The sequence below is a fragment of the Prevotella intermedia ATCC 25611 = DSM 20706 genome, assembly GCF_001953955.1.
Classification (GTDB): Bacteria; Bacteroidota; Bacteroidia; order Bacteroidales; family Bacteroidaceae; genus Prevotella; species Prevotella intermedia.
Map to the genome: position 1 here is coordinate 995,858 of NZ_CP019300.1, position 22,866 is coordinate 1,018,723.

General features: G+C 42.4%; 16 protein-coding genes. 13 read left to right on the top strand and 3 right to left on the bottom strand.

What is annotated here, in order from left to right; translation table 11 throughout:
• Positions 1-194: 194 nt before the first annotated feature.
• Positions 195-638: a hypothetical protein gene (locus BWX39_RS04115; protein WP_028904804.1), complete on the bottom strand. Its 444-nt coding sequence runs from the start codon at positions 636-638 to the stop codon at positions 195-197.
• A 330-nt stretch (positions 639-968) separates the two neighbouring features.
• Between BWX39_RS04115 and BWX39_RS04120 the strand changes: the two genes are divergently transcribed.
• The 4 genes from BWX39_RS04120 to BWX39_RS04135 all read left to right on the top strand — a co-directional run bounded on the left by BWX39_RS04120 (position 969) and on the right by BWX39_RS04135 (position 10,082).
• Positions 969-6,608 carry an alpha-2-macroglobulin family protein gene (locus BWX39_RS04120; protein ID WP_028904803.1) on the top strand — a complete coding sequence of 1,880 codons (5,640 nt, stop codon included), beginning with the start codon at positions 969-971 and terminating at the stop codon, positions 6,606-6,608.
• Positions 6,595-7,530, top strand: a complete 936-nt coding sequence (locus tag BWX39_RS04125) for a 4-hydroxy-3-methylbut-2-enyl diphosphate reductase (protein ID WP_028904802.1) — start codon at positions 6,595-6,597, stop codon at positions 7,528-7,530. Before BWX39_RS04120 ends, BWX39_RS04125 begins: the two co-directional genes overlap by 14 nt.
• 726 nt (positions 7,531-8,256) lie before the next feature.
• Positions 8,257-9,252: a DNA adenine methylase gene (locus BWX39_RS04130; protein WP_028904801.1), complete on the top strand. Its 996-nt coding sequence runs from the start codon at positions 8,257-8,259 to the stop codon at positions 9,250-9,252.
• 8 nt (positions 9,253-9,260) lie between these two features.
• Positions 9,261-10,082, top strand: a complete 822-nt coding sequence (locus tag BWX39_RS04135) for a type II restriction endonuclease (protein ID WP_028904800.1) — start codon at positions 9,261-9,263, stop codon at positions 10,080-10,082.
• Positions 10,083-10,220: 138 nt separating this feature from the next.
• Here the strand turns inward: BWX39_RS04135 and BWX39_RS04140 are convergent, their stop codons facing one another.
• Positions 10,221-11,102: a hypothetical protein gene (locus tag BWX39_RS04140; RefSeq protein ID WP_028904799.1), complete on the bottom strand. Its 882-nt coding sequence runs from the start codon at positions 11,100-11,102 to the stop codon at positions 10,221-10,223.
• Positions 11,103-11,249: 147 nt separating this feature from the next.
• Here BWX39_RS04140 and BWX39_RS04145 point away from each other — a divergent pair, with 147 nt between their 5' ends.
• From BWX39_RS04145 to BWX39_RS04170, 6 genes are all read left to right on the top strand, one after another.
• Positions 11,250-13,358 (top strand): S8 family serine peptidase, encoded by a 2,109-nt coding sequence (locus BWX39_RS04145; RefSeq protein ID WP_036860227.1) that lies wholly within the window; start codon positions 11,250-11,252, stop codon positions 13,356-13,358.
• A gap of 349 nt (positions 13,359-13,707) precedes the next feature.
• On the top strand, positions 13,708-15,306 hold the full coding sequence (nadB, locus tag BWX39_RS04150; RefSeq protein ID WP_028904797.1) for an L-aspartate oxidase: 1,599 nt from the start codon (positions 13,708-13,710) through the stop codon (positions 15,304-15,306).
• A gap of 31 nt (positions 15,307-15,337) precedes the next feature.
• Entirely contained in the window at positions 15,338-16,330 is a 993-nt protein-coding gene (gene nadA, locus BWX39_RS04155; RefSeq protein ID WP_004362727.1) for a quinolinate synthase NadA, read from the top strand.
• 42 nt (positions 16,331-16,372) lie between these two features.
• Positions 16,373-17,248: a carboxylating nicotinate-nucleotide diphosphorylase gene (gene nadC, locus BWX39_RS04160; RefSeq protein WP_028904796.1), complete on the top strand. Its 876-nt coding sequence runs from the start codon at positions 16,373-16,375 to the stop codon at positions 17,246-17,248.
• A gap of 338 nt (positions 17,249-17,586) precedes the next feature.
• Positions 17,587-18,075 (top strand): flavodoxin FldA, encoded by a 489-nt coding sequence (gene fldA, locus BWX39_RS04165; RefSeq protein WP_014710326.1) that lies wholly within the window; start codon positions 17,587-17,589, stop codon positions 18,073-18,075.
• A gap of 45 nt (positions 18,076-18,120) precedes the next feature.
• Positions 18,121-18,468 carry a DUF2023 family protein gene (locus BWX39_RS04170; protein ID WP_028904795.1) on the top strand — a complete coding sequence of 116 codons (348 nt, stop codon included), beginning with the start codon at positions 18,121-18,123 and terminating at the stop codon, positions 18,466-18,468.
• 516 nt (positions 18,469-18,984) lie between these two features.
• On the opposite strand, the gene BWX39_RS04175 is transcribed toward BWX39_RS04170, so the two are convergent.
• Positions 18,985-19,803 (bottom strand): M48 family metallopeptidase, encoded by an 819-nt coding sequence (locus BWX39_RS04175; protein WP_028904794.1) that lies wholly within the window; start codon positions 19,801-19,803, stop codon positions 18,985-18,987.
• A 212-nt stretch (positions 19,804-20,015) separates the two neighbouring features.
• On the opposite strand from BWX39_RS04175, the gene BWX39_RS04180 reads away from it, so the two are divergent.
• From BWX39_RS04180 to BWX39_RS04190, 3 genes are all read left to right on the top strand, one after another.
• The gene (locus tag BWX39_RS04180) at positions 20,016-21,062 is read left to right on the top strand and encodes a hypothetical protein (protein ID WP_028904793.1); all 1,047 of its coding nucleotides are present in this window, start codon (positions 20,016-20,018) and stop codon (positions 21,060-21,062) included.
• A gap of 13 nt (positions 21,063-21,075) precedes the next feature.
• Entirely contained in the window at positions 21,076-22,260 is a 1,185-nt protein-coding gene (locus tag BWX39_RS04185; RefSeq protein ID WP_028904792.1) for a hypothetical protein, read from the top strand.
• Between the two features lie 137 nt (positions 22,261-22,397).
• The gene (locus BWX39_RS04190; RefSeq protein WP_028904791.1) at positions 22,398-22,850 is read left to right on the top strand and encodes an NfeD family protein; all 453 of its coding nucleotides are present in this window, start codon (positions 22,398-22,400) and stop codon (positions 22,848-22,850) included.
• Positions 22,851-22,866 lie beyond the last annotated feature (16 nt).

Here is a 22,866-nt window from a genome sequence, read left to right on the forward strand (position 1 = left end):
AGGAAAACGGTAATTTCGATTTGGCATTGCGAAAGCGTAGGTTTTGCAATGCAAAAGAGCCGCTTTTACCGTGCAAAACCTACGCTTTTGGAACGCAAAACAATAGGTTTTATAAAGCGTTGATAACGAGCTTGTTACACGAGAGATATGTTTATAAAAAATCTTTACATAATTATCGCTTGTTTTTAGCTTGTCTATCTCACTTTTACACAAACTTCTCCGTAGTATCCTTTTGCTTCGCTGTGCAGCAAAAAGCCATATACGGCAGCCTGCTTGCGGGCAGAAAGACTGTGGTATAGGTTGGTTTGGTTGTCTATATGTCCTCGTTCGGTGTGCTGAAGGTCGTAAATGCAAATGCGCTCGGCGTGTTGTGGATCGGCTTTGGCGTAGCCTAAGAACAGTCCTTCCTCGTCTTCGTCTATTGCGTTGGCTATGTCTAAATGGTAGTGTAGGTAGCCTGCACGACACAGAAGTTCGCCATCGGTGTAGAATTCCTTAACTTCGCTGAGGCTTAAGGGCTTGTATGGCAAAGGCTCCACGTATTTTTGTGGTTTGCTTCGGGCTATTTTCGTTCGTTTTGCCAGCCATATTATGCAGAGCACCGTAAATAGAATGAGGGCGATGTTTACAATTGTCATATTCCAATGTGTTTGTTTAGGCACTGCGATGATGCAATGTGTGTGAAATATTTCTATTTACAAAGATATTGAAAAACTATTAAAAAATATCATTTTTCGTAACGAAAAATCCTACTTTCTCATCTTTTATAATATAAAAGGCGTATCTTTGTACCATATAAAGACTTGCTCTTTGCCGATAGGAACGTGATAAATCACGCCCCTACAAGTGGAGGCGGTCGCGATGCAACAAGCAGCAGAGAGAGGTGTAGGGGTGCGGTTTATCACGTTCCTAACCATTCAAAGCAACTGCTGGCATATATTTTAGTTATTTCTAAAGCAGAGAAGGTTATGAAAAAACTATTAACTGTACTTACATTATTATTTATGGTGTCATTCAATTTGTTTGCACAGAGCTACGCTGAGTTGTGGAAACAAGTAGATATAGCAAGGGGAAAAGACTTGCCCAAGACACAAATAAGTGTCTTAAAGAATATTATAAGCAAGGCTCAAAAAGAGAAATCGTACGGCAACTTGTTGGCAGCCGAGTTGCTGACCTCAAGTTTGCAGACGAGAATATCGCCCGATTCGGTTGATTCGGAAAAGGCTCGTTTGAAGAAACTTTGCGCTAAAGCCGAGACAACAGACAAGGTGTTGTATGCTGTTTACAACTGTGCGTTGGGCAGAATCTTTAAATACGATGAGGACAAAGACGAGTTGATTGCTGGTTATTTCGATAAAGCGATGGCAAATCCAGCCTTGTTGGCAGGTGTTCAGTGTAGTAAGTACACACCGTTGATAAAAGAAGGAAAGGACGACGCCATCTTCAAGAACGACCTTCTCCACGTTATTGCTTTCGAAGCAGGGCAGTACGACAAAGCAAGCAAGTATTACACATCGGTGGGAAACCGCGAGGCAGCTTGTTACAGTGCCTATATGGGTGTAAAAGAAGAAAACAACAAGGAGGCTTTAGATTCGCTCATTGCGCTCTATGGCGACTTGCCTGTATGTGGAAATGTGGCAGTAGCGAAATACAAATACTTGAAAGACGAAGAGGAGATAGATGTAAAGCAACGCATCGAATATATAGATAATGCCTTGAAACGTTGGGGAACGTGGAAAAACACCAACTATCTGCGCAACGAACGCGAAGCCCTTACTGCCCCAATGTTCCAAATGTGGGTATCAGAAAATGTGGGTGCGCCTCATAAGGAGCGAATCTTGAAAGATGTTAAGATTAGGAATATCAACGATTTAACGCTGACCATAACGCGCACAACGCTGACGGGCGACGATAATTTATCGCCCCGCAACTCTAATAGTTTAGCAAAAATAAAGACGAAACTGTTGCCTGCTACTGCGCAGACCGTAAAGCGCACATATTCAGGCAATGCTCCTTACGAGGTAATTGAGGACTCGTTGGAACTCCCTCGCTTAGATGCAGGTGTCTATCTGTTCGAGTTGGCATCGTCGAACAATCGGTTAGCCCCACAATACGAACTCTATTACGTTACCAACTTGTATGTAATAGCAGAAGAACAGCCCGCAAGCAAGATACGGTATGTAGTGGTTAATTCAACAACAGGGCAACCTATACCCAATGCTAAGCTAAAGCTGAAGAAGCGTGGCTACTACAAACAACCGCCCGTTATAAGATATGTTGAGACCAATGAGCGTGGCGAGGCTTATTACAATTATGGTGAGCACGAACCAGACGAAGTATATGTCTCTACCAATACGGACAAAGCGTGCCCTAACTCGTTCATTAGAACAAATTATTATTACGGTAAGGAAAGAATAGAATTCGAGGTTTACGACCTCTTTACTGATAGGCAAGTGTACCGTCCTGGGCAAACTGTGCACGCTTCGCTCCTTGTTCACAAGAAGAACAATAAGGAATTGAAGAGCGAGGCTGTTGCCAACAAGACTGTAAAGCTTACATTGCGCGATGCCAACTATGAAGATGTAGTGTCGAAAGAAGTTGTTACCGACGAGTTTGGTACGGCTGCTGCCGATTTTGAGTTGCCCAAAGGTTTGCTCACAGGAGCATTTTCTATCTATGCCAATGATGAAGATGGAACTTCAGTAAGCTTTAATGTAGAAGAATACAAGCGTCCGACGTTTACGGTAGAGATAGACGAATATAAAGAAAAATATGCCATTGGCGATACTATCAAGCTGAAAGGACGTGCAAAAGCTTATTCGGGTATGCCTGTACAGGGTGCAGAGGTGTTATACACAGTCAATCGTAACCCAGTATTATGGTGGTGGTATAGTAATGAAAACAGCGAGATAGTTTTTGAAAGCAAAGCCATAACCGATGAAAAGGGTGAGTTCGATATTGAATTACCTTTCATATTCCCCGATGAAAAGAAAAGTAAGAAGTCGGCAAATCGTGGTTATTGGCGGTCAGCAAAGTTTTATAACTTTGTTGTAGATACCGATGTAACCGACCTTGCAGGCGAAACACGGTCGGCAAGTGCATCGTTGCCATTAGGCACGAAGACCACAGTGCTGACGAGCAATATGCCCGATAAGGTGTTGAAAGATAAGTTGCGTCAGCTGAAATTCTCTTATTTGAACGCTGCGGGCAAACCTATTGAAGGGAAAGTTCGTTATGCCATAGCACCTTATAAGAAGGAAAAGCCATCGTTTGGCAATTATACAACAGTGGAAGCCAATAAGGATGTAGACTTGAAACCACTGCGTTCGGGTCGTTATATGTTGCAAGCCATCTGCGAGAACGATACGTTAGAGCAAGAGTTCGTTGTGTTCTCAATGGAAGACAAACGCCCTGTTATAGAAACACACGATTGGTTCTATATAAGCGGAAATAAGTTCCCAAGCGACGGAAAGCCTGTTTACGTGCAGTTTGGTGCCACCGATGCCGACCAGCACGTACTTTATTCTATCTTCTCAGGCAATAAAGTGCTTGACAGTGGGGCTATCGACCAAAGCAATAGCCTTACCACATGGAAGCTTACGTATAAGGAAGAGTATGGCGATGGCATTGTCGTGAACTTTGCATGGGTGAAGAATGGCAAGCTGTATAAGCACAATGAAAGTATTGCACGCCCTATGCCCGATAGACATTTGAACGTGAAGTGGACTACCTTCCGTAATCTTTTGCTGCCCGGACAGAAAGAAGAATGGACGCTTAACATAACCTATCCTGACGGAAAACCTGCAAAGGCGCAGCTCATGGCAACGCTTTACGACAAGAGTCTTGACCAGATAGACGAACACTCGTGGTACTTCGAGCCAGCATACAGTAACAATTTCCCGAGCTATATTGACTGGAGTAAAATGATTTATTCATCTTTAAGCCTCAGTAGGCTCGCCAATTATAAGTCTTTGAGTCTACCTCTGCTGTCGCTTGCTAAGTTTGATACACGCTTTGTAGATAACTTTGAAAAACAACAAATCTTTATCAGGGGTTATGGAAGTCGTGCAGAAACCAAGGCTTATGCAAAGATGGAAATGATGGCAGTTGTAAAATCAGATGATGCAGAGTCTCGTAAATCTGAAGAAGCACGTAGTTCTGTTAAATTCACCGCACCTGTTATAAAAGAAGATTCAGCCATTCGTAATGAGGCAGAGGCGGACTATGCTGTTGCCGACTCTGTTTCTGGTGTTGTAAAAAGAGCTACTAATAACGTTCAGATGCGTGAGAATTTGAACGAAACAGCGTTCTTCTATCCCCGCTTGAATACCGATGCCAACGGCAATGTAAGCATTAAGTTCACGCTGCCAGAGAGCCTTACAACTTGGCGTTTTATGGGACTTGCACACGACAAAGACATAAATTATGGTATGCTAACCGACGAAGTGGTAGCCAAAAAGACGGTAATGGTGCAGCCCAATATGCCTCGTTTTGTTCGTATGGGCGATGAAGCAATGCTATCGACACGTATTTTTAACTCGTCAGATAAGGCTGTTAAGGGCAAGGCAACCATAGAAATACTTGATGCTGAAACCGAAAAGGTGCTCTACACAGATAGTAAAGACTATGCTTTAGAGGCGAATGCGACAACAACGGCAACGTTCTCGTTGGCAAGTTTGCTGTCGGAAGAAGGTGCAAACAAGCTCTCTATTGCCGACCAAAGTATGCTTATCGTGCGCATCGTAGCCAGTGGCGATGATTATTCGGACGGCGAACAGCAATATTTGGCAGTGCTTCCAAATCGCGAATACGTGGTTAATACCTATCCATTTACGCAAAACAAGGCAGGAGAGAAGCGCATTGACCTTACAAAACTGTTCCCAACAAACACTACAGACCAACGATTGACGGTTGAATATACCAATAATCCAAATTGGTTGATGATACAAGCCTTGCCGTATGTTGCTGATGCGAACGAGCTAAACGCCATTAGCTTGGTGTCAGCCTACTATGCCAACAGCTTGGCGAATAAGATTTTGAAGACGTCGCCTAAGATACGACAGACCATTGAAAGCTGGAGAAACGAGCAAGGAAACGAAACTTCTATGATGTCGGCATTGGAAAAGAACCAAGACTTGAAGGAATTTGCCCTTAAAGAAACGCCTTGGGTAATGGAAGCAAAGAACGAAAGCGAGCAGAAGCAAACGCTTGTGCGTTTCTTTGATGATAATCAGATAAAGTACAACCTGTCGTCTACAATCGAAAGACTTGGCAGATTACAGAACCCCAATGGCTCTTTCTCTTGGTGGGAGAAAATGCCAGGCAGTTTCTATATGACGGTTGAAGTGGTGAAAACCTTAACCCGCTTGAACGTGTTGATGGGCGAAAAAGACGAGGAAACGGAAGATATACTGAACTCAGCCTTTGCTTTCTTAGACAGAGAAGTGGCTGAACGTGTTGCAGAGATGAAACGTTTGCAACGCAAGGGATACAAGAATATCTTCCCTTCTGATGCGCTTTGCGACTATCTGTATAGCAATGCGTTGGCAAAACGCAAGACAACGGCAGATATAACCTATCTTATCGACTTGTTGGCAAAGAAGCCTGTCGATTTAACAATATATGGCAAGGCAAACACGGCGGTTATCTTGCAGCAGTATAAGCAAGTTCAGAAAGCAAAAGAATATCTGCAGAGCATCAAGGAATATACTGTTTACAAGGAGGAAATGGGCAGATATTTCGATACGCGGAAGGCTTATTACAGTTGGTTCGACTATAAAATACCAACGCAAGTAGCTGCGATAGAATCGTTTAAGACGATTGCTCCGACCGACAAACAAACGATTGAAGACTTGCAACGTTGGCTTTTGCAGTCGAAACGCACGCAGGCTTGGGATACGCCAGTGAACTCTGTAAATGCTATTTGGGCATTTATGAACAACGGACAGTGGACGATGGACAATGGCGAAGCGAGCGTATTGAAACTCGACGGAAAGGTTATGGAACTTCCAAAGGCTACTGCAGGCTTGGGATATGTGAAGGTAACAAAGCCAGTGGCAGTTAATTCACATAACGAAAGCGAAGGCAAGCAAGTTGCAAACACGTTTACCGTAGAGAAAACAAGCAGCGGAACAAGCTGGGGAGCAGTCTATGCGCAGTTCTTCCAGCCTGTTACAGAGATAAAGGCAAACAATGCAGGACTTACCGTAAAGCGCGAATTGTTTGTGCGAAACAGCAACAACAATGCAAAAGATGCCGTTCAGGCAAAGGTTGGCGATAAGGTTGTGGTGCGCATAACCATTGTGGCAGACCGTGATTATGACTTTGTTCAGGTTTCCGACAAGCGTCCAGCGTGTCTTGAACCTGTATCGCAAATCAGCGGATACCAATACGGTGGCTACTACATAGCACCGAAAGACTACTGCACAAACTATTATTTCGATATGATGGCAAAGGGAACTCACGTTGTGGAAACAGAGTATTTTGTAGACCGTGAGGGCGTTTATCAGTCGGGAACGTGCACCGCACAATGCGCTTATGCGCCTGAATATACAGGTCGCGAAGGAGCAGTTAAAATAAAAGTGAATAGCAACAATGCTTCAAATTGAAATAGATGAAGGCAGCGGCTTCTGCTTTGGCGTTACGACAGCCATAAAAAAAGCCGAAGAGGAATTAGAAAAAGGAAGGCAGTTGTATTGCCTTGGCGATATAGTACACAACAGTATGGAGGTGGAAAGGCTTGCCAAACGTGGGCTGATAACCATTAACCACGACCAGTTGTGCGAACTTCACAATGCAACAGTGTTGCTTCGGGCACACGGCGAGCCTCCCGAAACCTACGAGTTGGCACGGAAGAACAACATAGAGATAATCGATGCCACTTGCCCTGTGGTGTTGGCGTTGCAGCGACGCATAAAGAATCAATACGAAAAGAACGGCAATAGCGTTGCGTGCGACCTTGAAAAGGTAGACTTGGAAACGGAGTTGAAAGATAGAAAGAAAGCTACCGCATCGCAAATCGTTATCTTTGGAAAGCTGGGACACGCCGAAGTGTTGGGCTTGGTGGGGCAGACGCACAGCAACGCCATTGTGATAGAGAAGTTTGGAGATGTGCAGCAACTCGATTTCAACCGCGATATATACCTTTATTCGCAAACAACGAAGAGTTTGAACGAGTTTCATCGCATCATCGAGTATATACAAGAACATATCTCCGAGAACGCCAAGTTCCGTAGTTTCGATACCATTTGTCGGCAGGTAGCTAACCGAATGCCGAACATTTCGTTGTTTGCTGCGAAGCACGACCTTATTCTCTTTGTTGCAGGGCGCAAGAGTTCCAACGGAAAAGTTCTGTTCCACGAATGCCTGAGCGTAAATCCAAACTCGCATCAGGTGGAGAGTGCCGACGAAATAGATATGGAATGGTTCAGGAATGTACGAACCGTCGGTATCTGTGGAGCTACCAGCACCCCCAAATGGCTGATGGAAGAGTGTCGCGACGAGATACTTCGTAGAACACCCAATGCTTAAACAGCAATTCTTTTAAATCGGTTCGCTCCTTCTTTATACATACAAGAAAGACTTTCGTAGTCCACTCGTGATACAGCAAAGGCATATTATGGAACAGTAGAAGTTTAAGGCCGATAACCTGCTTAATGAACAAAAAGAAGACGATAAAACTGTAAATATTTTTCACAAACCTGTCTATCGTGTAACTGTTTGTTTATCAACGTATTGCAAAACCTGTTGTTTTGCATTCCAAAAGCGTAGGTTTTGCACGGTAAAAGCGGCTGTTTTGCATCGCAAAAGAGCCGCTTTCGCAATGCCAAATCGAAATTGTAGTTTTCCTAACGAATAATCTTTACAAAACTAAAAAGTTTTTCCGTATCTACCAACAATAAGAAGAAGGAAATCAAATCTCCCATAATTTACTGTCGAACCTTTCTTAAAGGTAAATCAGAAACGTGTTAAACAATTTCATGATAATCTTAAAATCATATCAAATAGTTTAGTTTTTCTTTGTTTGTAAAGTAATGTGAAGTCAGTATAATTTCTTTATACTGATAGCACAAAATCGGTTTCAGAAGCCAGTCTTGTATGTATCAAGGTTTTCGATCATAGAATTAAATGAACTACCAAATAGTAATTCTTGAAGAAAGACATATCTATTTCTCATTTTTTTTATAACTTTGCGTTTAAATTAAAGTCTTTAAGAGTATCATTAAATACTTATTATACAACGCTGAAAGATGAAAAATGGCAAAAGCAAGACCTTTTATTAAATGGGTGGGTGGTAAAAGCCAACTTATCGAGCAATTAGATGCACAACTTCCAGCTGACTTTAGCAGGTGGAAGAATGTTACCTATATTGAACCTTTCGTAGGTGGTGGAGCTATGCTTTTCTACATGTTGCAACGGTATCCAAATATCAAACATGCTGTAATTAATGATATTAACTCAGATTTAACGACTTGTTATAAAGTTGTTCGCGATACCCCCGAAGAACTTATAAAATCGCTTGGGCAGTTAGAAACTGCTTATTTATCGCTTGATACAGAAGAAGAACGCAAGGCGTTCTTTATAGATGTGCGTGCTCGATATAATCAAAAAAATCTGGATTCGATAGAGAATACAACTATGTTTTTCTTTTTGAATCGCACTTGTTTCAATGGTCTTTACAGGGTAAATAAGAAAGGTTTGTTTAATGTTCCCTTTGGAAAATACGACAATCCAACTATTTGCGATCCTGATACCATACGCAGAGACAGTACTTTACTTCAGCGTGTAGAGATTTTGACAGGCGATTTTGAAGCAACATTTACCCATGCTCATGGCGATACATTGTTTTATCTCGATCCTCCCTATCGCCCGTTGAGCGATACTTCGAGTTTTAATGATTATACTAAAGAGGCATTCAATGATGATGCGCAAGTTCGTTTGAAGGAATTTTGCGATAGGATTGATGCAGCTGGTTATAAGTTCATGCTCAGTAATTCTGATTGTAAAGGAAAGGACGAAGCCGACAGTTTCTTCGATGTTCTTTATGGTGCATATAAGATAGAGCGGGTTTGGGCTGTACGAAGCATTAACTCTAATCCGCAGAAAAGAGGTAAACTGACAGAGATATTGGTGCATAACTATTTAAACACCAAAACTAATGCTTATGTAGACAACTTTATGTTAGAACCTGAATACGTGGCGGAAAGAGATGTTACAAATAACTATGGTTTAAATAAAGCACTATCTTCATAACGAAAACTATGGAAAAGAACTTTGAACAATTTATGTCTCAACTTCACGAAACAAACCAAACATTGGATTTCTTCTGCGATTTCGAAAAGATTTCCAATAATGTTGATAATATCAAGTTGAGCCTTTGTATGTTGAACAGCCTTATTGGTACGACCGACCTTCGCAAGAGCGTAGAAGCAATTTGGCATCGTGACAAAACAGCTTTCAGCATTATGGATATTCTTATTGCAGTTCGCAGTGCAGGAAAAAGGGTAGTTCTCAATTCCAAGGGTGAATGTATCGTTCTTGATAGGCTGTTTGAAAGTGTTGATGGAGTTATTGAATACCTTGAAGATACAGGTCTTGCAGAAATCTTCAGAGAGCGTAAAATCAAAGATTTAGTAGATTATGTATTTGGTATTGAGACAGGTCTTGATAGCAATGCTCGCAAAAATAGAAGTGGAGTTGTAATGGAAAATGTGGTTGGAAAAATACTTTCAGACAACGATATAACCTATCGTAAGGAAGTTTATTCTACTGAATGGCCTGACCTGCAAGCTGTACTTGGTGATGATAAGAAACGTTTTGACTTTGTTATTGAAACGACGGAAAAGAACTATCTTATAGAAGTTAATTTCTATAGTGGTGGTGGCTCTAAACTTAACGAGATTGCTCGTTCTTATTCAGATATAGCTCTGAAGATTAATTCTGTTGAAGGTTTCGAGTTCGTTTGGGTTACTGATGGAGTTGGTTGGAGGTCTGCAAAGAATAAACTTCAAGAAGCCTACAACATCATTCCAAGTGTTTATAATCTTACAAGCGTTTCGAGTTTCATTGATTTGATTAAGTAAATTAAAATTGTTTCTGAGGAATTAGCTCATAAACACTTGTCTTGTTTATAGTATAGGGATATAAACAAAAACACAATAACCGCCTCGAAAAATCTTTTCGAGGCGGTTATTGTGTTTTAATCTCTTTGTTTTCTTAGTTTAATTGTTTTGGTTCTTTTTTGCTTTTCGTTTAGTTCCCTTAATCCAAAGGTAAACTCCGAGTGCAATAAAAGCAATTAATATAACCGTCATTTGCCAGGCGTATTTCTCTGGTTCAACCCAAAACTCATGGAAGAAGTTAATGCGTCCGAGAATTTCAATGGGTGTCCAAAACACGATAACAGTAGCAATAGACATACGGATGTTTGCGCCCCACGATGCCAAATACAACTGTCGTTTAAACATAAATAGCGCACCAATGAAGCAACCGATACCGATTAGGAAAGTTACAGGGTGGTGGTCGCCCAAGAAATTCTTATCGTAGCAGAACATCAGCAGCAGATACAGTCCCCAAAGTATCATGAATATTTCCATAAAGGTAACGATGCTGGTGTGGCGTGTCATAGGTTGGGCACAGATGGTATATTGCTTTCTGCCGAAACATTTGCGCTGAATCCATGTAATAAAGTCGCAACCGTTGCGTGTTGAGAATATATACATCACCATAATGGCAACCCACATGCCAAACGAAGCAGGCATAATCAAGTATTCGGGTTTCGTAACTATCTCGCCATTCTCCATTTCTGGCATTACACCATAGCGACGGGCGTAGTACATAAACAGAAATTCTACCCAGCCTGTCCAAAACAGCAAGCCGCCGATGAAGCCCCAAAGTGTTTGTCGTGTGTCTCCTTTCACGAACACACCCACAATAACCATTATCAATCCAGCAAGCCCTAACAAGAAGCCTGCAGTATGAACAGCACTTTCAGACATCGTCTTTTCCATGATAATCATAAGCGCATGCCCTAATGGCATAGAAAAAAGAACAAGCAGGAAAGAGGCGATTGTGCGCCAAGGGTATAACTTTTTAGTTTCCATGTTGATAGTTTAAATTGTTTATTTTAAAATTTTAGTGTATTTGGATTCACGTTAAAGGAAACGTATATATGGTCTGATTTATTGTGAATATTTGCTTAATTCGTTTTTTTTTCTTTTCTTTGCAAGGAGAATAGAGAATAACAGGCAATGAATAATATGAAGAAAATACTCCTTTTACAAGTACTTTTATTGTTTGTAGCAGGCAGTTTTGCACAGCGTCCCGACTACACGAAGATGTCGCCTCTGGTGCGTGAAGCTGCTACCGATGCCATTCGACAAAGCAGGCAGATGCTTTCGGTCAGTCCGAAGAAGTTTCAGCCCACTATCACTGCATTTGCAAAGTTTAGCAGCAATGCCGAAAATACGATAGAGAAGTACGGCTGTCGGCAGCTTGCAAAGGCAGACGATATATACATATTGTCTATTCCCCTGAACCAATTGGCAGGTCTTTCAAACGAAAGGAACGTATTGCGAATAGAAGCAGGCAATGGCAACAGGGTGCAAATGGACACTACCATAACAATGGTGAATGCCTTGCCGGTTTACAGTGGACAAGGCTTGCCGCAGGCATACACGGGTAAGGGTGTCGTGGTAGGGGTGCAAGACATTGGCTTCGACCTAACTCACCCAACCTTTTACAATGCCGATATGACGGAATACCGCATTAAAGCCCTTTGGGACCAACTGTCGAAAGACACGCAGGGCAGCACGTTGCCAGTGGGGCGCGACTACCGTGGTACGGAAGAACTATTGCAGATAGGGCACCCTTTAGACGGTCTTACACAGACGCACGGCACACATACGGCAGGAATAGCAGCCGGAAGTGGGGCAGAAGGAGCGGGCAAGACAAGCCCATATCGCGGCATAGCCTACGAAGCAGATATTGTTATGGTGGCAAATGCTGCAGGAGATAATATCGAACTCATCGACAAGGAAGACTATTACAAGTACACCTACGCTACCGATGCGTTGGGCTTTAAGTATATTTTCGACTATGCCGACAGCCAAGGCAAGCCCTGTGTGATTAACTTTAGCGAGGGTGGGCATCAGGATTTCCACGGTTACGACCAACTATACTACGAGATGCTCGAGAAGATGACAGGTGCAGGGCATATCATCGTTGCTTCAGCAGGCAACGATGCCGATTGGATAAACTATGTGCACAAGCCCAAAGGCATTCCGAATATAGAATCGTTGTTGTGGGGAAACCGCGAAAGTGCCTACTTTACGGCTAAGACCGACAAGCCGTTTGTATTCCGAATGAAAGTTCCCGCCAACAGTCCTACTGCCCAAGTCGTTGAAATACCAATGGAGAAGGTGCTTGCTTGCAAAGACTCCTTGCTGATAGATTCCGTTAAGATAGGCAGTCAGATGTACGAATGGCGTGTTCTTGGCTATCCGTCAAGCTATAAAGCGGAAGACGTGGTTTACGATATTCGCCTTGCAAGTCGCCCTAATTTAGGATACGATGTGCCTGTTTCGATAGAATTTGCAAGTAGCGAAGCAACGATAGACCTTTATCGCATAAGGGGGTTCCTGCCACCACACGACCAAAATCCGATGTTAAAGATGGGCGATAATAGTTACAGCATTCACTCGCCATCGAGTGCGCCAAGCGTTATTTCGGTAGGAGCAACGGCTTACAGACGAGGCTTTCTGAACTATTTAGGCGAATGGAAAGACTACGACAAAGGCACTGACGGACGGCGGACATCGTTCTCTGGTATCGGTCCGACCATAGATGGGCGAATCAAACCCGACGTGATGGCACCGGGACAGAACGTCGTTTCGGCTTACAGCAGTTATTTCATAATGAATCCGAAGAATGCAGGAGCACCGTTGGCTTCAGATGTAAAGCACTTTGAACACAATGGCAGAACCTATGCTTGGAACGCCAACAGCGGCACATCAATGTCGTCGCCGGTTGTCGCCGGTGCCATTGCCTTGTGGCTTCAGGCGTACCCTCGCCTTACACCGCAGGATTGCTTGGAGGTGTTTCGCAAGACGTGCACGCGTTACGACACGGCACTGGCCTATCCGAACAATTGGTATGGCTATGGCGAAATAAATGTATATGAAGGTCTGAAAGAGGTTTTGCAAATGGCTGCGGCAGGCATTACGCAACACGAAAGTACTCAGCCATCTGAGAGCGACAAGCGCATTTACCATCTTGACGGACGCTATGCGGGTACTTCCGAAGCCAATTTGCCACGTGGCATATACATTCGCAATCATCAGAAGTTTGTAAAGCGTTAAGCAACGCAAAAATCTTTTTATTTCTTTGCTGGTACGACGTTGTTTCAGCCAGATAAAAAGCGTCTTTTTCACGCACCGATTTCCCCCTTTTTAAGGGCTAAAAATATGCTTTTGTAACTCATTGGCAATCAGCGGTTAGCAGAGGTGCGAAATTCCCTTATAAGAGAATTAAAATTGTCTTATAGGAGAATTTAAATTGTCTTATAAGACAATTTTGAGAGAATACGCAGCAAGTATAAAATACTCACGCATTTCTCGGCAATTTAATTGTAAGTAAAAAGGCTTTGTGTTGGCATATTAAGAAAATATTATTACTTTTGCATCTGTTCTGAAAAACTGCAATATTAGCATGATACATAAGTCAGATATTCTTGTCATAGGCGGGGGCATAGCCGGAATGAGCTACGCCCTTCGCGTTGCAAATAGCGGTAAGGGCAAGGTTGTATTGGTGTGTAAAACCACGCTCGACGAAGCAAATACAACGAAAGCGCAGGGCGGTATAGCCTCTGTTACCAACTTATCGATAGACAATTTCGAGAAACATATAACCGATACGATGGTGGCTGGCGACTTTATTTCCGACCCGCAGGCGGTGGAACACGTTGTTCGCAATGCCCCTCAAGCTATCAGCGACCTTGTCGGCTGGGGCGTAAACTTCGATAAGAACAACGAAGGCGCATACGATTTACACCGTGAAGGCGGACACAGCGAGTTTCGCATACTTCACCATGCTGACGATACGGGAGCCGAAATACAACGCGGACTTATGGCGGCAGTGCGCAGCAACGAGAACATTACGGTGCTCGAAAATCATTATGCCGTAGAAATCATTACGCAACATCATCTCGGAATTGAAGTAACACGCCGTACACCGAATATAGAATGTTACGGTGCGTACATCTTGAACCCTGCCACGCAGAAGATAGACACCTATTTAAGCAAGGTTATGCTTATGGCAACTGGCGGTTGCGGAGCTGTCTATGGCACAACGTCGAACCCGAGCATAGCCACTGGCGACGGTGTGGCAATGGTGTATAGAGCGAAAGGAACCGTTGCCGATATGGAGTTCGTGCAGTTCCACCCTACGGTGCTTTACAATCCGAAAGAAACCCGTCCTGCTTTCCTGATAACCGAAGCGATGCGTGGTTATGGCGGTATTCTTCGTCTGCCCAATGGCGACGAGTTTATGCAGAAATACGATGAGCGACTTTCGCTCGCTCCCCGCGATGTAGTGGCAAGGGCTATCGACCACGAAATGAAGATACACGGACTTGCCTACGTCTGCCTCGATGTAACGCACAAAGATGCCGACGAAACCCGAAAGCACTTTCCGCACATATACGCAAAGTGCCTTAGTTTGGGCATAGACATAACCAAGGAGTATATTCCAGTGTGTCCAAGTGCCCACTATATGTGCGGTGGCATAAAGGTAGACCTGAACGGCGAAAGCACCATAAAGCGACTTTATGCGGTTGGCGAATGTGCCTGTACGGGATTGCATGGGGGCAATCGTCTGGCAAGCAATTCGCTTGTAGAGGCTGCTGTCTATGCTAAATCGGCTGCAGAGCACACGCTTGACGTTATCGACGACTATCAATTCAACACCGATATACCCGAATGGGACGATGCTGGCACACTCTCTAACGAAGAACGAGTGCTGATAACACAGAGCGTAAAGGAAGTGGGCGAGGTCATGAGCAACTATGTTGGCATTGTGCGCAGCAACTTACGCTTGAAAAGAGCTTGGAGCAGACTCGACCTTCTTTACGAAGAAACCGAGCAACTCTTCAAGCAAGTAAAGGCCACAAAGGATATTTGCGAACTGCGAAATATGATAAACGTAGGTTATCTGATAACCCGTCAGGCAATAGCACGCAAGGAAAGCCGTGGCTTACATTATACAATAGACTATCCGAAGCACGCCAACGACCCGCAAAAGAAAGATTAACTGTTAGGAAATACAATAAATATTATAAGACATGATTGATAAGAAATGGAGCGAACAGGGCTTTATTGACGAACCAATACCTGCCAATATAGATGTAAAGACTGAAATAAAACGTATGTGTAAAGAGAAGAATGCCGTGATAATGGCACATTATTACACAGACGCAGAAGTGCAGGACTTGGCTGATTTCGTAGGCGACAGCCTTGCCCTTGCGCAGAAAGCAGCCACTACCGATGCCGATATTATCGTAATGTGTGGCGTGCATTTCATGGGCGAAACCAACAAGATACTTTGTCCCGATAAAACTATTCTGGTGCCAGACCTTAACGCTTCTTGTTCGTTGGCAGAGAGTTGCCCAACCGATACATTCGAGAAGTTTGTGAAAGCTCACCCCGACCACACCGTAATAAGCTATGTAAACACTACGGCAGCAACAAAATCGCTCACTGATGTTGTCGTTACCAGTAGCAATGCGTGCCAAGTTGTGGAGTCGTTCCCTAAAGATACAAAGATTATTTTCGGTCCCGACAAGAACCTCGGAGGCTACATCAATCGTATCACAGGTCGCAATATGCTGCTTTGGGACGGTGGTTGCCATGTGCACGAACGCTTTTCAGTGGAAGGCATTAAGCAGCTGAAGCAACAACACCCCGATGCAAAGGTATTGGCACACCCTGAATGTACGGGCGAAGTAGCTGCACTTGCCGACAAGGTAGGCAGCACGGCTGCTTTGCTGAAGTTCAGTATCAACGACGACGCACAAAAGTTCATTGTCGTTACAGAAGTGGGCATACTTCACGAAATGCAGAAGTCTGCACCGCAAAAGACCTTTATTCCTGCGCCATCGAACGAAGAACCGCGTGCCTGCAACGAATGCAACTACATGAAGCTCATTACAATGAGGAAACTGTACAACTGTATTAAGCACGAATGGCCTACGATAGAGGTAGACCCTGAAATTGCAGAAAAGGCTGTGCGTCCTATCAATAAGATGTTGGAAATATCAAGGAAACTTGGTTTGTAGTACGCTGCAATCCGTTTTCCACCTTATTTATATAATAGCGATATGTTACAAGTAGAAGAATTAAACGATAGATTAATCGACCTTGCCTTTAGCGAAGATATTGGCGATGGCGACCATACAACCCTTTGTTGCATACCTGCCGACGCTATGGGCGAAAGCAAATTGCTGATAAAAGAAGAAGGAATATTTGCAGGAGTAGACATTGCAAAGCGTGTTTTCCATCGCTTCGACCCCGAACTCGTGGTGGAAGTGTATATCGAAGACGGCGCACACGTAAAGCCCGGCGATATTGTTATGAGCGTAAAGGGGCGCGAACAAAGTCTTTTGCAGACAGAACGCTTGATGCTCAACATACTCCAGCGTATGAGCGGCATAGCCACAATGACCCACAAATACCAGCAAACCCTGATTGATGCAGGCACAAAGACACGTGTTTTAGACACCCGCAAGACTACTCCAGGTATGCGTATGCTTGAGAAAGAGGCTGTCCATATCGGCGGAGGTACAAACCACCGTATCGGTCTTTTCGATATGATACTCTTGAAAGACAACCACATCGACTTCTGTGGTGGGGTTCACAATGCTATTTCGCGTGCAAAAGCCTACTGCAAGGAGAAAGGCAAGGATTTGAAAATAGAGTGCGAAGTGCGCAATTTCAAAGAACTCGACGAGGCATTGGCGGAAGGCTGCGACCGTATTATGTTCGATAACTTCACACCCGAAGACACTCGAAAGGCGGTAGACACTGTTGCAGGACGTTGCGAAACGGAATCGAGTGGCGGAATAACCTACGACACGATGATACCATACGCAAAAGCAGGTGTCGATTTCATATCTTTTGGCGCACTGACACATAGCGTAAAGGGATTGGATATGAGTTTTAAAGCTGCAGGAAGCGATAAGCTTGTAGTGAAATAACATATAATAGGTATTCGGAAATTGTGCAAATGGCAATTTCTAATGATAGAAGATGGTAGCGTAAAATGCGGAAACATTTTGCGCTACCATCTTTTTTGCGTTTTACTAACTTTGTTTAGGTGTTTTGCTGCGATTTCTTTAATGAATGTAAAATAAAAATATTAAAGTCCGTTTGTAACTTCTTTTCTTGTAGAAAACGCTGCGTTAAAGCTAACAAACCACTACTTAAAAGTAGGTATTTTGCAAGAACCCCTATTTTTAGGTATTGCACGGAACAAGGAAACTCTCTATCTTTGCAAACGTAAACAAAACAAACGTAACAAAATATCAATACGAATATGAAGAGTACAATAGTAGTTTTCGGTTCATCAACCGGTACATGTGAGAACATTGCAAACACCATTGCAGAGAAATTGGGTGTAGAAGCTATCAACGTTGCAGATTTTTCTGCTGACACCGTTGCTAATCACGACAACCTAATCCTTGGTACCTCTACTTGGGGAGCAGGCGAATTGCAAGACGATTGGTACGATGGCGTGAACGTTCTAAAAGGCGCAGACCTTTCAGGCAAGACGGTAGCACTTTTCGGTTGTGGCGACAGCGAATCATACTCAGATACTTTCTGCAGCGCAATGAAGGAAATCTACGATGCTGCCGAAGGCGCAAACATCATCGGAAGTGTACCTACCGAAGGCTATACATTCGACGATAGCGATGCTGTTGTAGACGGCGAGTTCATTGGTCTTGCACTTGACGATGTAAACGAAGACGACTTGACCGAAGGCAGAATCGACGCTTGGTTAAGCAGTATCAAAGGTTCTTTATAATAAAATTTAGATAGCATCTAAGCATTTGTATATATAATGGAAGGAATGGCAACCGACATGAAGGTCTTATTGAATCATATTTATGAGTTCAAGAAAGGAGTACGGCAGATGGTACTTTATACTTTCAACAAGAAGTATGAAGACTTTGTTACCGCACGTCTTCACAGTCAGCAGATACCTTTCATCATTCAGCCAGTCGGAAACAGTAGCTTAAACCTGTTTTTCGGACGCAAGGAATGTTTAGATGCTATACGGTTATTCGTAACCAAGCCACTAAACCAGCTTACTCCAGAGGAAGATTTCATACTGGGGGCAATGCTTGGATATGACATTCGAGTGCAGTGCGAACGCTATTGTGAAAGAAAATGTCGCACTTGCAACCGAGTACAATAATAAAATGGGTATGGTAGAGTCCATACCAAGGTTAGTAATGAAAATCTTGTTCGCGAAATAAAATTATTTCATAATGTTTTTGTATAGGATTAAGGCTGGCTGTGAAGTCAGCCTTTTCTTTTTCTTTTTATTCGTCCCTAATAAGTTTTTATAATGCACGTTGGCAGGTTGGGGCGTGATTCATTACGTTCCTAGCACCGAAGAAAAAGCATTCTTTTTAGGAAATCTAATTTCTCTATAATTCATAGAAACCTTTAAACTAAACACAAAGAAACCCCTCTACTTTGTAAAGATTATTCGTAGGAAAAATGATAATTTCGATTTGGCATTGCAAAAGCGGCTGTTTTGCAACGCAAAACAGCCGCTTTTACCGTGTAAAACCTACGCTTTTGGAATGCAAAACAATAGGTTTTGCAATATGTTGATAACGAGTTAGTTATGCAATACTTGTGCTTGTGAAAAATATTTACACGATTATCGCTCAATTTTCACCGTACAGAAGGCTTTTTCAGAGCTTTATCTCCTTTTGCTTTCCTGATAATATTTCATTGCTTCGGGCATCCAACCTTGAATGTTTTTAATGCGAGCGGCATCAGAAGGGTGCCTACTTAGGAACTCCATTGATGAACCTTTCGACGAAGCTGACATACGTTGCCAGAACGGAATGGCGTTTTGAGGGTCGTAACCTGCCATAGCAGCAAAGATAAGTCCCATATAGTCGGCTTCCTTCTCGTTCTTTCTGCTATACTTCAGGTTCAGAAGCGATAAGCCTGTTGAGGCTACCGAGCTTACAATATCGCCAGTACCGCTGCCAACAGCAGAGTTTAGTACCGTTCCCAAGATAGCTGTGCCTACGCTTTGATTTTGTTTCTTTGTTATTTGTTCGGCACTGTGCTTTGCCACTGCGTGCGCTATTTCGTGTCCTAACACGATGGCAAGTCCAGCTTCGTTTTGTGTATAGGGCAGCAAATCTTCGAAAACAACGATTTTACCGCCTGGCATACAGAAAGCGTTGGCTTGTTTGTCTTGTACAAGATTAAATTCCCATTGGAAGTTTCTTACTTCGTTTGCATAGCCGTTATTGCGCAAATAGGATTCTACGGCATTGGCAAGTTTGCGTCCAACACGTGTTACCATTTGGGTATTCTTTGTGTTTGTCGACTTCTTTGCGCTCGACATAAACTTTGCATACTGCGTTTTGCTTAAGCTAAGGAGTTCTGAATCGCTTATGCTGATTTGGCGTGTGCGTCCCGTAAGTGGCACAGTGGAAGTAGTTCCGCATGCAGCAAGTGTGGCGATAACAACGGTCATCACTAAATACTTAATCTTTTTCATCTTTTCTTTTAAATACCTTGGCTGTCGTGTAGCCTTTTTCTGTTTATTTTGGCTGCGAAAGTACGGACTTTTTCGCAAAAAACGTTGTCTTTGCTTCTTTTTAGTAAAAACAAATGTCGTATAGTTTGTTTATTTAACTAAGAATAAATAATTTTGCAGTATAAAAGTTACAAAACTGTAACGGCAATCATAATTTATTAAATCATAAAAATATGCGTAGAACCGCCACTTTGTTACTGTTGTTGCTCACAACTCTTTGGGTATCAGCACAAAATAAACAAACTTATTTGCCCGATTTCAAGAAAGGGCAAACCGTAATTTACGAGCATTTATTGAAGAAAACCTATCAGCGAAACAGTGACAATGCCGCTGTTGATGGGTTGGAATTGTATTCTCCATTTGCAACTTCTTTGGGAGGATTTAATTTTTTAGATATAGTAAGAATGCTTCCTACTGGCGACAGTATATCAAGTAAATTCTCGCTGAAGGTACTCGAGGCAACACCATACGCCTATATTATGGAACTTAAACTTATTGATGTAGGCTTGCCAAAGGAATTAAGAAGAAGTTCAGATGCAAAAGATTTCTTAGAGATAATTAATTTGGCAAAGAACTTCAAAATGCGTTTGATGATGTCAAGAAAGTTAGGCGAATGGGTAGTAATCAACACTAATGAGTTATACAAGCAATTTCTTACTGAAGGCCGCAAACGAAAACTTTCTTTCTTAGATAACGAAGATGAGGAACTTGATGAAAAGATGATAGCAAAGATGCAGAAAGGAAGGGCAATAGATATCTTCTTCTATATGTTTGTACCAGGCTTTAATACTTTTACTGAAGTCTATGGTCTGCGCTGTGAAGAGGGGCATCGAGAAGAAGGAGAGCTAAAAGAAGAAGAGGGCTCGTTTAAGTTTGTAAGCGATGTAACAAAAGGTAAAGGCAGAGAAATGAACCTTAAAATGAATATGGATATGTATTCAAGTTTATACGAACTTGACAACGACATGTATGCAAGTAATGTGGATTCAATTAGTATAGACTCTATGGAAATGGATTATGTTGATATAGATACAATTGCAACAGATAAAGAAGATTCGCTATTATATGACGATGGGAAGGTATTGTGCAAGGCTCAGAATGTAATAGATGTGAAAATGGATAAGAAAAGTTGGTTGGAAAAGTACGAAAATACTGTTACCATCAATTATCCAAATGGTGTTGGCACAATTTATCAAGTAGTAAGACGACGCAAGAATTAAAGAAACAGACAAGATGAAAACAATAAAGAAACAACAAAATAAGATGCGAGTATTCTTAACCATCATAACATTGCTTGCAACCAATGGTTTATGGGCACAGAAGAACAGTGGATATTGTCCTAAGTTTGAGAAAGGACAATCTGCTGTTTACGAGTTTTCACTCGAACAAACACAGAGCGGTACCCCCGATTCGATAAACACAATGCTCGACTTTACCTCTATTATAGAAGATGATAATAACCTTTTCCGTGGAATAGAAAGAAAAGAGCCCTATCTTTCGTGTAAAGTCCGCTTAACAGTTTTAGATGTTTCTCCGTTCACTACAACTATACAAGTAGACCTGTTAGAGAGTGTCAATTATACAAAAAAGAAACTAGAACCGGTTTCTGATAGTTTGTTTTATCATCGTGTGGGCGATATTTTTAAAAAGCGTCCGCTTATTTTTACCTTTACTCACGATATGAAATCATATATTGTGAGCAATTCGGAAGAGGTGTCAGCAGAAATATCAGAAACCCTGATAAAGTTGGTTTATGGCGAGAATCCTTCAGAATCAGCTACCCCCATATGCAGCTATAATAGTTTTGCAACGCAGGCTTTGAGCCTTATGGGAAAACCCTATATAAAGTTCTTAACCCATCTTTATGCTTTATATGCACCAAGTCTGCTTGATTTAATTCAGACTTTTGCCAATCCGCTGACCGAAGGCTCTGTTACGAAAGGACGCCCACTCGACGGTACAAACAGACTTATGGAGTATTTTACATCAATTACAACGAAGGATAAACAAGGAGAATGGACATCTATCACTGATTTGTACAAATATACCACACCTTATTACAGCAGCGATAATGAAGATAATTGGGCTGATAGTGTTGAGATTGACAGCGTTGAAGTAGATTCAATGGCGTCTGATGAAGATTATGATTACGACACAGTATCCGTTGATACAGATTACATTGATACTGCAGAATGGGATACAACAGAATGGGATTCGGTTGTAGAAGATTATGAATACGAACCCGATACGACCTTGGAAGAAACCGACCGGGCAGTATATACGCACACTGAAACACGTATTGGAAAGGACAGTTGGCCAACAGAAATAAGTAAAACCATAACGTTGGAAGATAACGGTGTTGCTTGGATATACCGCAGAAAGGTTAGAAAAGTAAAGGAAACACAGCAGAAGAAGTAAGCAGAATATAAGAAAGAAAGTAAGCAGAATATAGGAAAGAGGGAGTTTGACTCCCTCTTTTCATTTTCTTTACCAAAAAGTTGTTGGTCTCATTTTAAAGTATTAACTTTACATTCTAATTAAATAATCATTACGCTATGATACAATACTTCTTAGAAAATCTTTGGTTGGCATGGCTTTTAGTAAGCCTGTTGTGCCTCGTGTTGGAATTAACCAATGGCGATTTCTTCATTATGTGTTTTGCCATAGGGGGTGTTGCAGCTGCCATTGTGTCGGCTTTCAGCGATAGTTTTACGTTGCAGGTTATTGTCTTTGCGGTAGTTAGTGCATTAAGTATCTTCTTTGTCCGCCCATTTGCGCTGAAGTATCTGCATAAAAACAAAGATAACAGAGTCAGTAATGCCGATGCCATTATAGGCAGAACGGGCAAGGTTACAGAACCAATAGCAGCAAACGGACACGGAAGAGTAAAGGTGGACGGCGATTCATGGAAAGCTGTTGCAACCGATAATCTTGCTATTGAAGAAGGAACAACGGTGCGTATCGTGGCTTTAAACTCGATTATCGTAACCGTGGAGAGAGCAGAATAGTTTACTTTTTATAAAC

Excerpts from the sequence above, each read along its gene's own strand:
- BWX39_RS04115 (WP_028904804.1), bottom strand. The coding sequence starts at position 638 with ATGACAATTGTAAACATCGCCCTCATTCTATTTACGGTGCTCTGCATA.
- BWX39_RS04120 (WP_028904803.1), top strand. The coding sequence starts at position 969 with ATGAAAAAACTATTAACTGTACTTACATTATTATTTATGGTGTCATTC.
- BWX39_RS04125 (WP_028904802.1), top strand. The coding sequence starts at position 6,595 with ATGCTTCAAATTGAAATAGATGAAGGCAGCGGCTTCTGCTTTGGCGTT.
- BWX39_RS04130 (WP_028904801.1), top strand. The coding sequence starts at position 8,257 with ATGGCAAAAGCAAGACCTTTTATTAAATGGGTGGGTGGTAAAAGCCAA.
- BWX39_RS04135 (WP_028904800.1), top strand. The coding sequence starts at position 9,261 with ATGGAAAAGAACTTTGAACAATTTATGTCTCAACTTCACGAAACAAAC.
- BWX39_RS04140 (WP_028904799.1), bottom strand. The coding sequence starts at position 11,102 with ATGGAAACTAAAAAGTTATACCCTTGGCGCACAATCGCCTCTTTCCTG.
- BWX39_RS04145 (WP_036860227.1), top strand. The coding sequence starts at position 11,250 with ATGAATAATATGAAGAAAATACTCCTTTTACAAGTACTTTTATTGTTT.
- nadB (WP_028904797.1), top strand. The coding sequence starts at position 13,708 with ATGATACATAAGTCAGATATTCTTGTCATAGGCGGGGGCATAGCCGGA.
- nadA (WP_004362727.1), top strand. The coding sequence starts at position 15,338 with ATGATTGATAAGAAATGGAGCGAACAGGGCTTTATTGACGAACCAATA.
- nadC (WP_028904796.1), top strand. The coding sequence starts at position 16,373 with ATGTTACAAGTAGAAGAATTAAACGATAGATTAATCGACCTTGCCTTT.
- fldA (WP_014710326.1), top strand. The coding sequence starts at position 17,587 with ATGAAGAGTACAATAGTAGTTTTCGGTTCATCAACCGGTACATGTGAG.
- BWX39_RS04170 (WP_028904795.1), top strand. The coding sequence starts at position 18,121 with ATGGCAACCGACATGAAGGTCTTATTGAATCATATTTATGAGTTCAAG.
- BWX39_RS04175 (WP_028904794.1), bottom strand. The coding sequence starts at position 19,803 with ATGAAAAAGATTAAGTATTTAGTGATGACCGTTGTTATCGCCACACTT.
- BWX39_RS04180 (WP_028904793.1), top strand. The coding sequence starts at position 20,016 with ATGCGTAGAACCGCCACTTTGTTACTGTTGTTGCTCACAACTCTTTGG.
- BWX39_RS04185 (WP_028904792.1), top strand. The coding sequence starts at position 21,076 with ATGAAAACAATAAAGAAACAACAAAATAAGATGCGAGTATTCTTAACC.
- BWX39_RS04190 (WP_028904791.1), top strand. The coding sequence starts at position 22,398 with ATGATACAATACTTCTTAGAAAATCTTTGGTTGGCATGGCTTTTAGTA.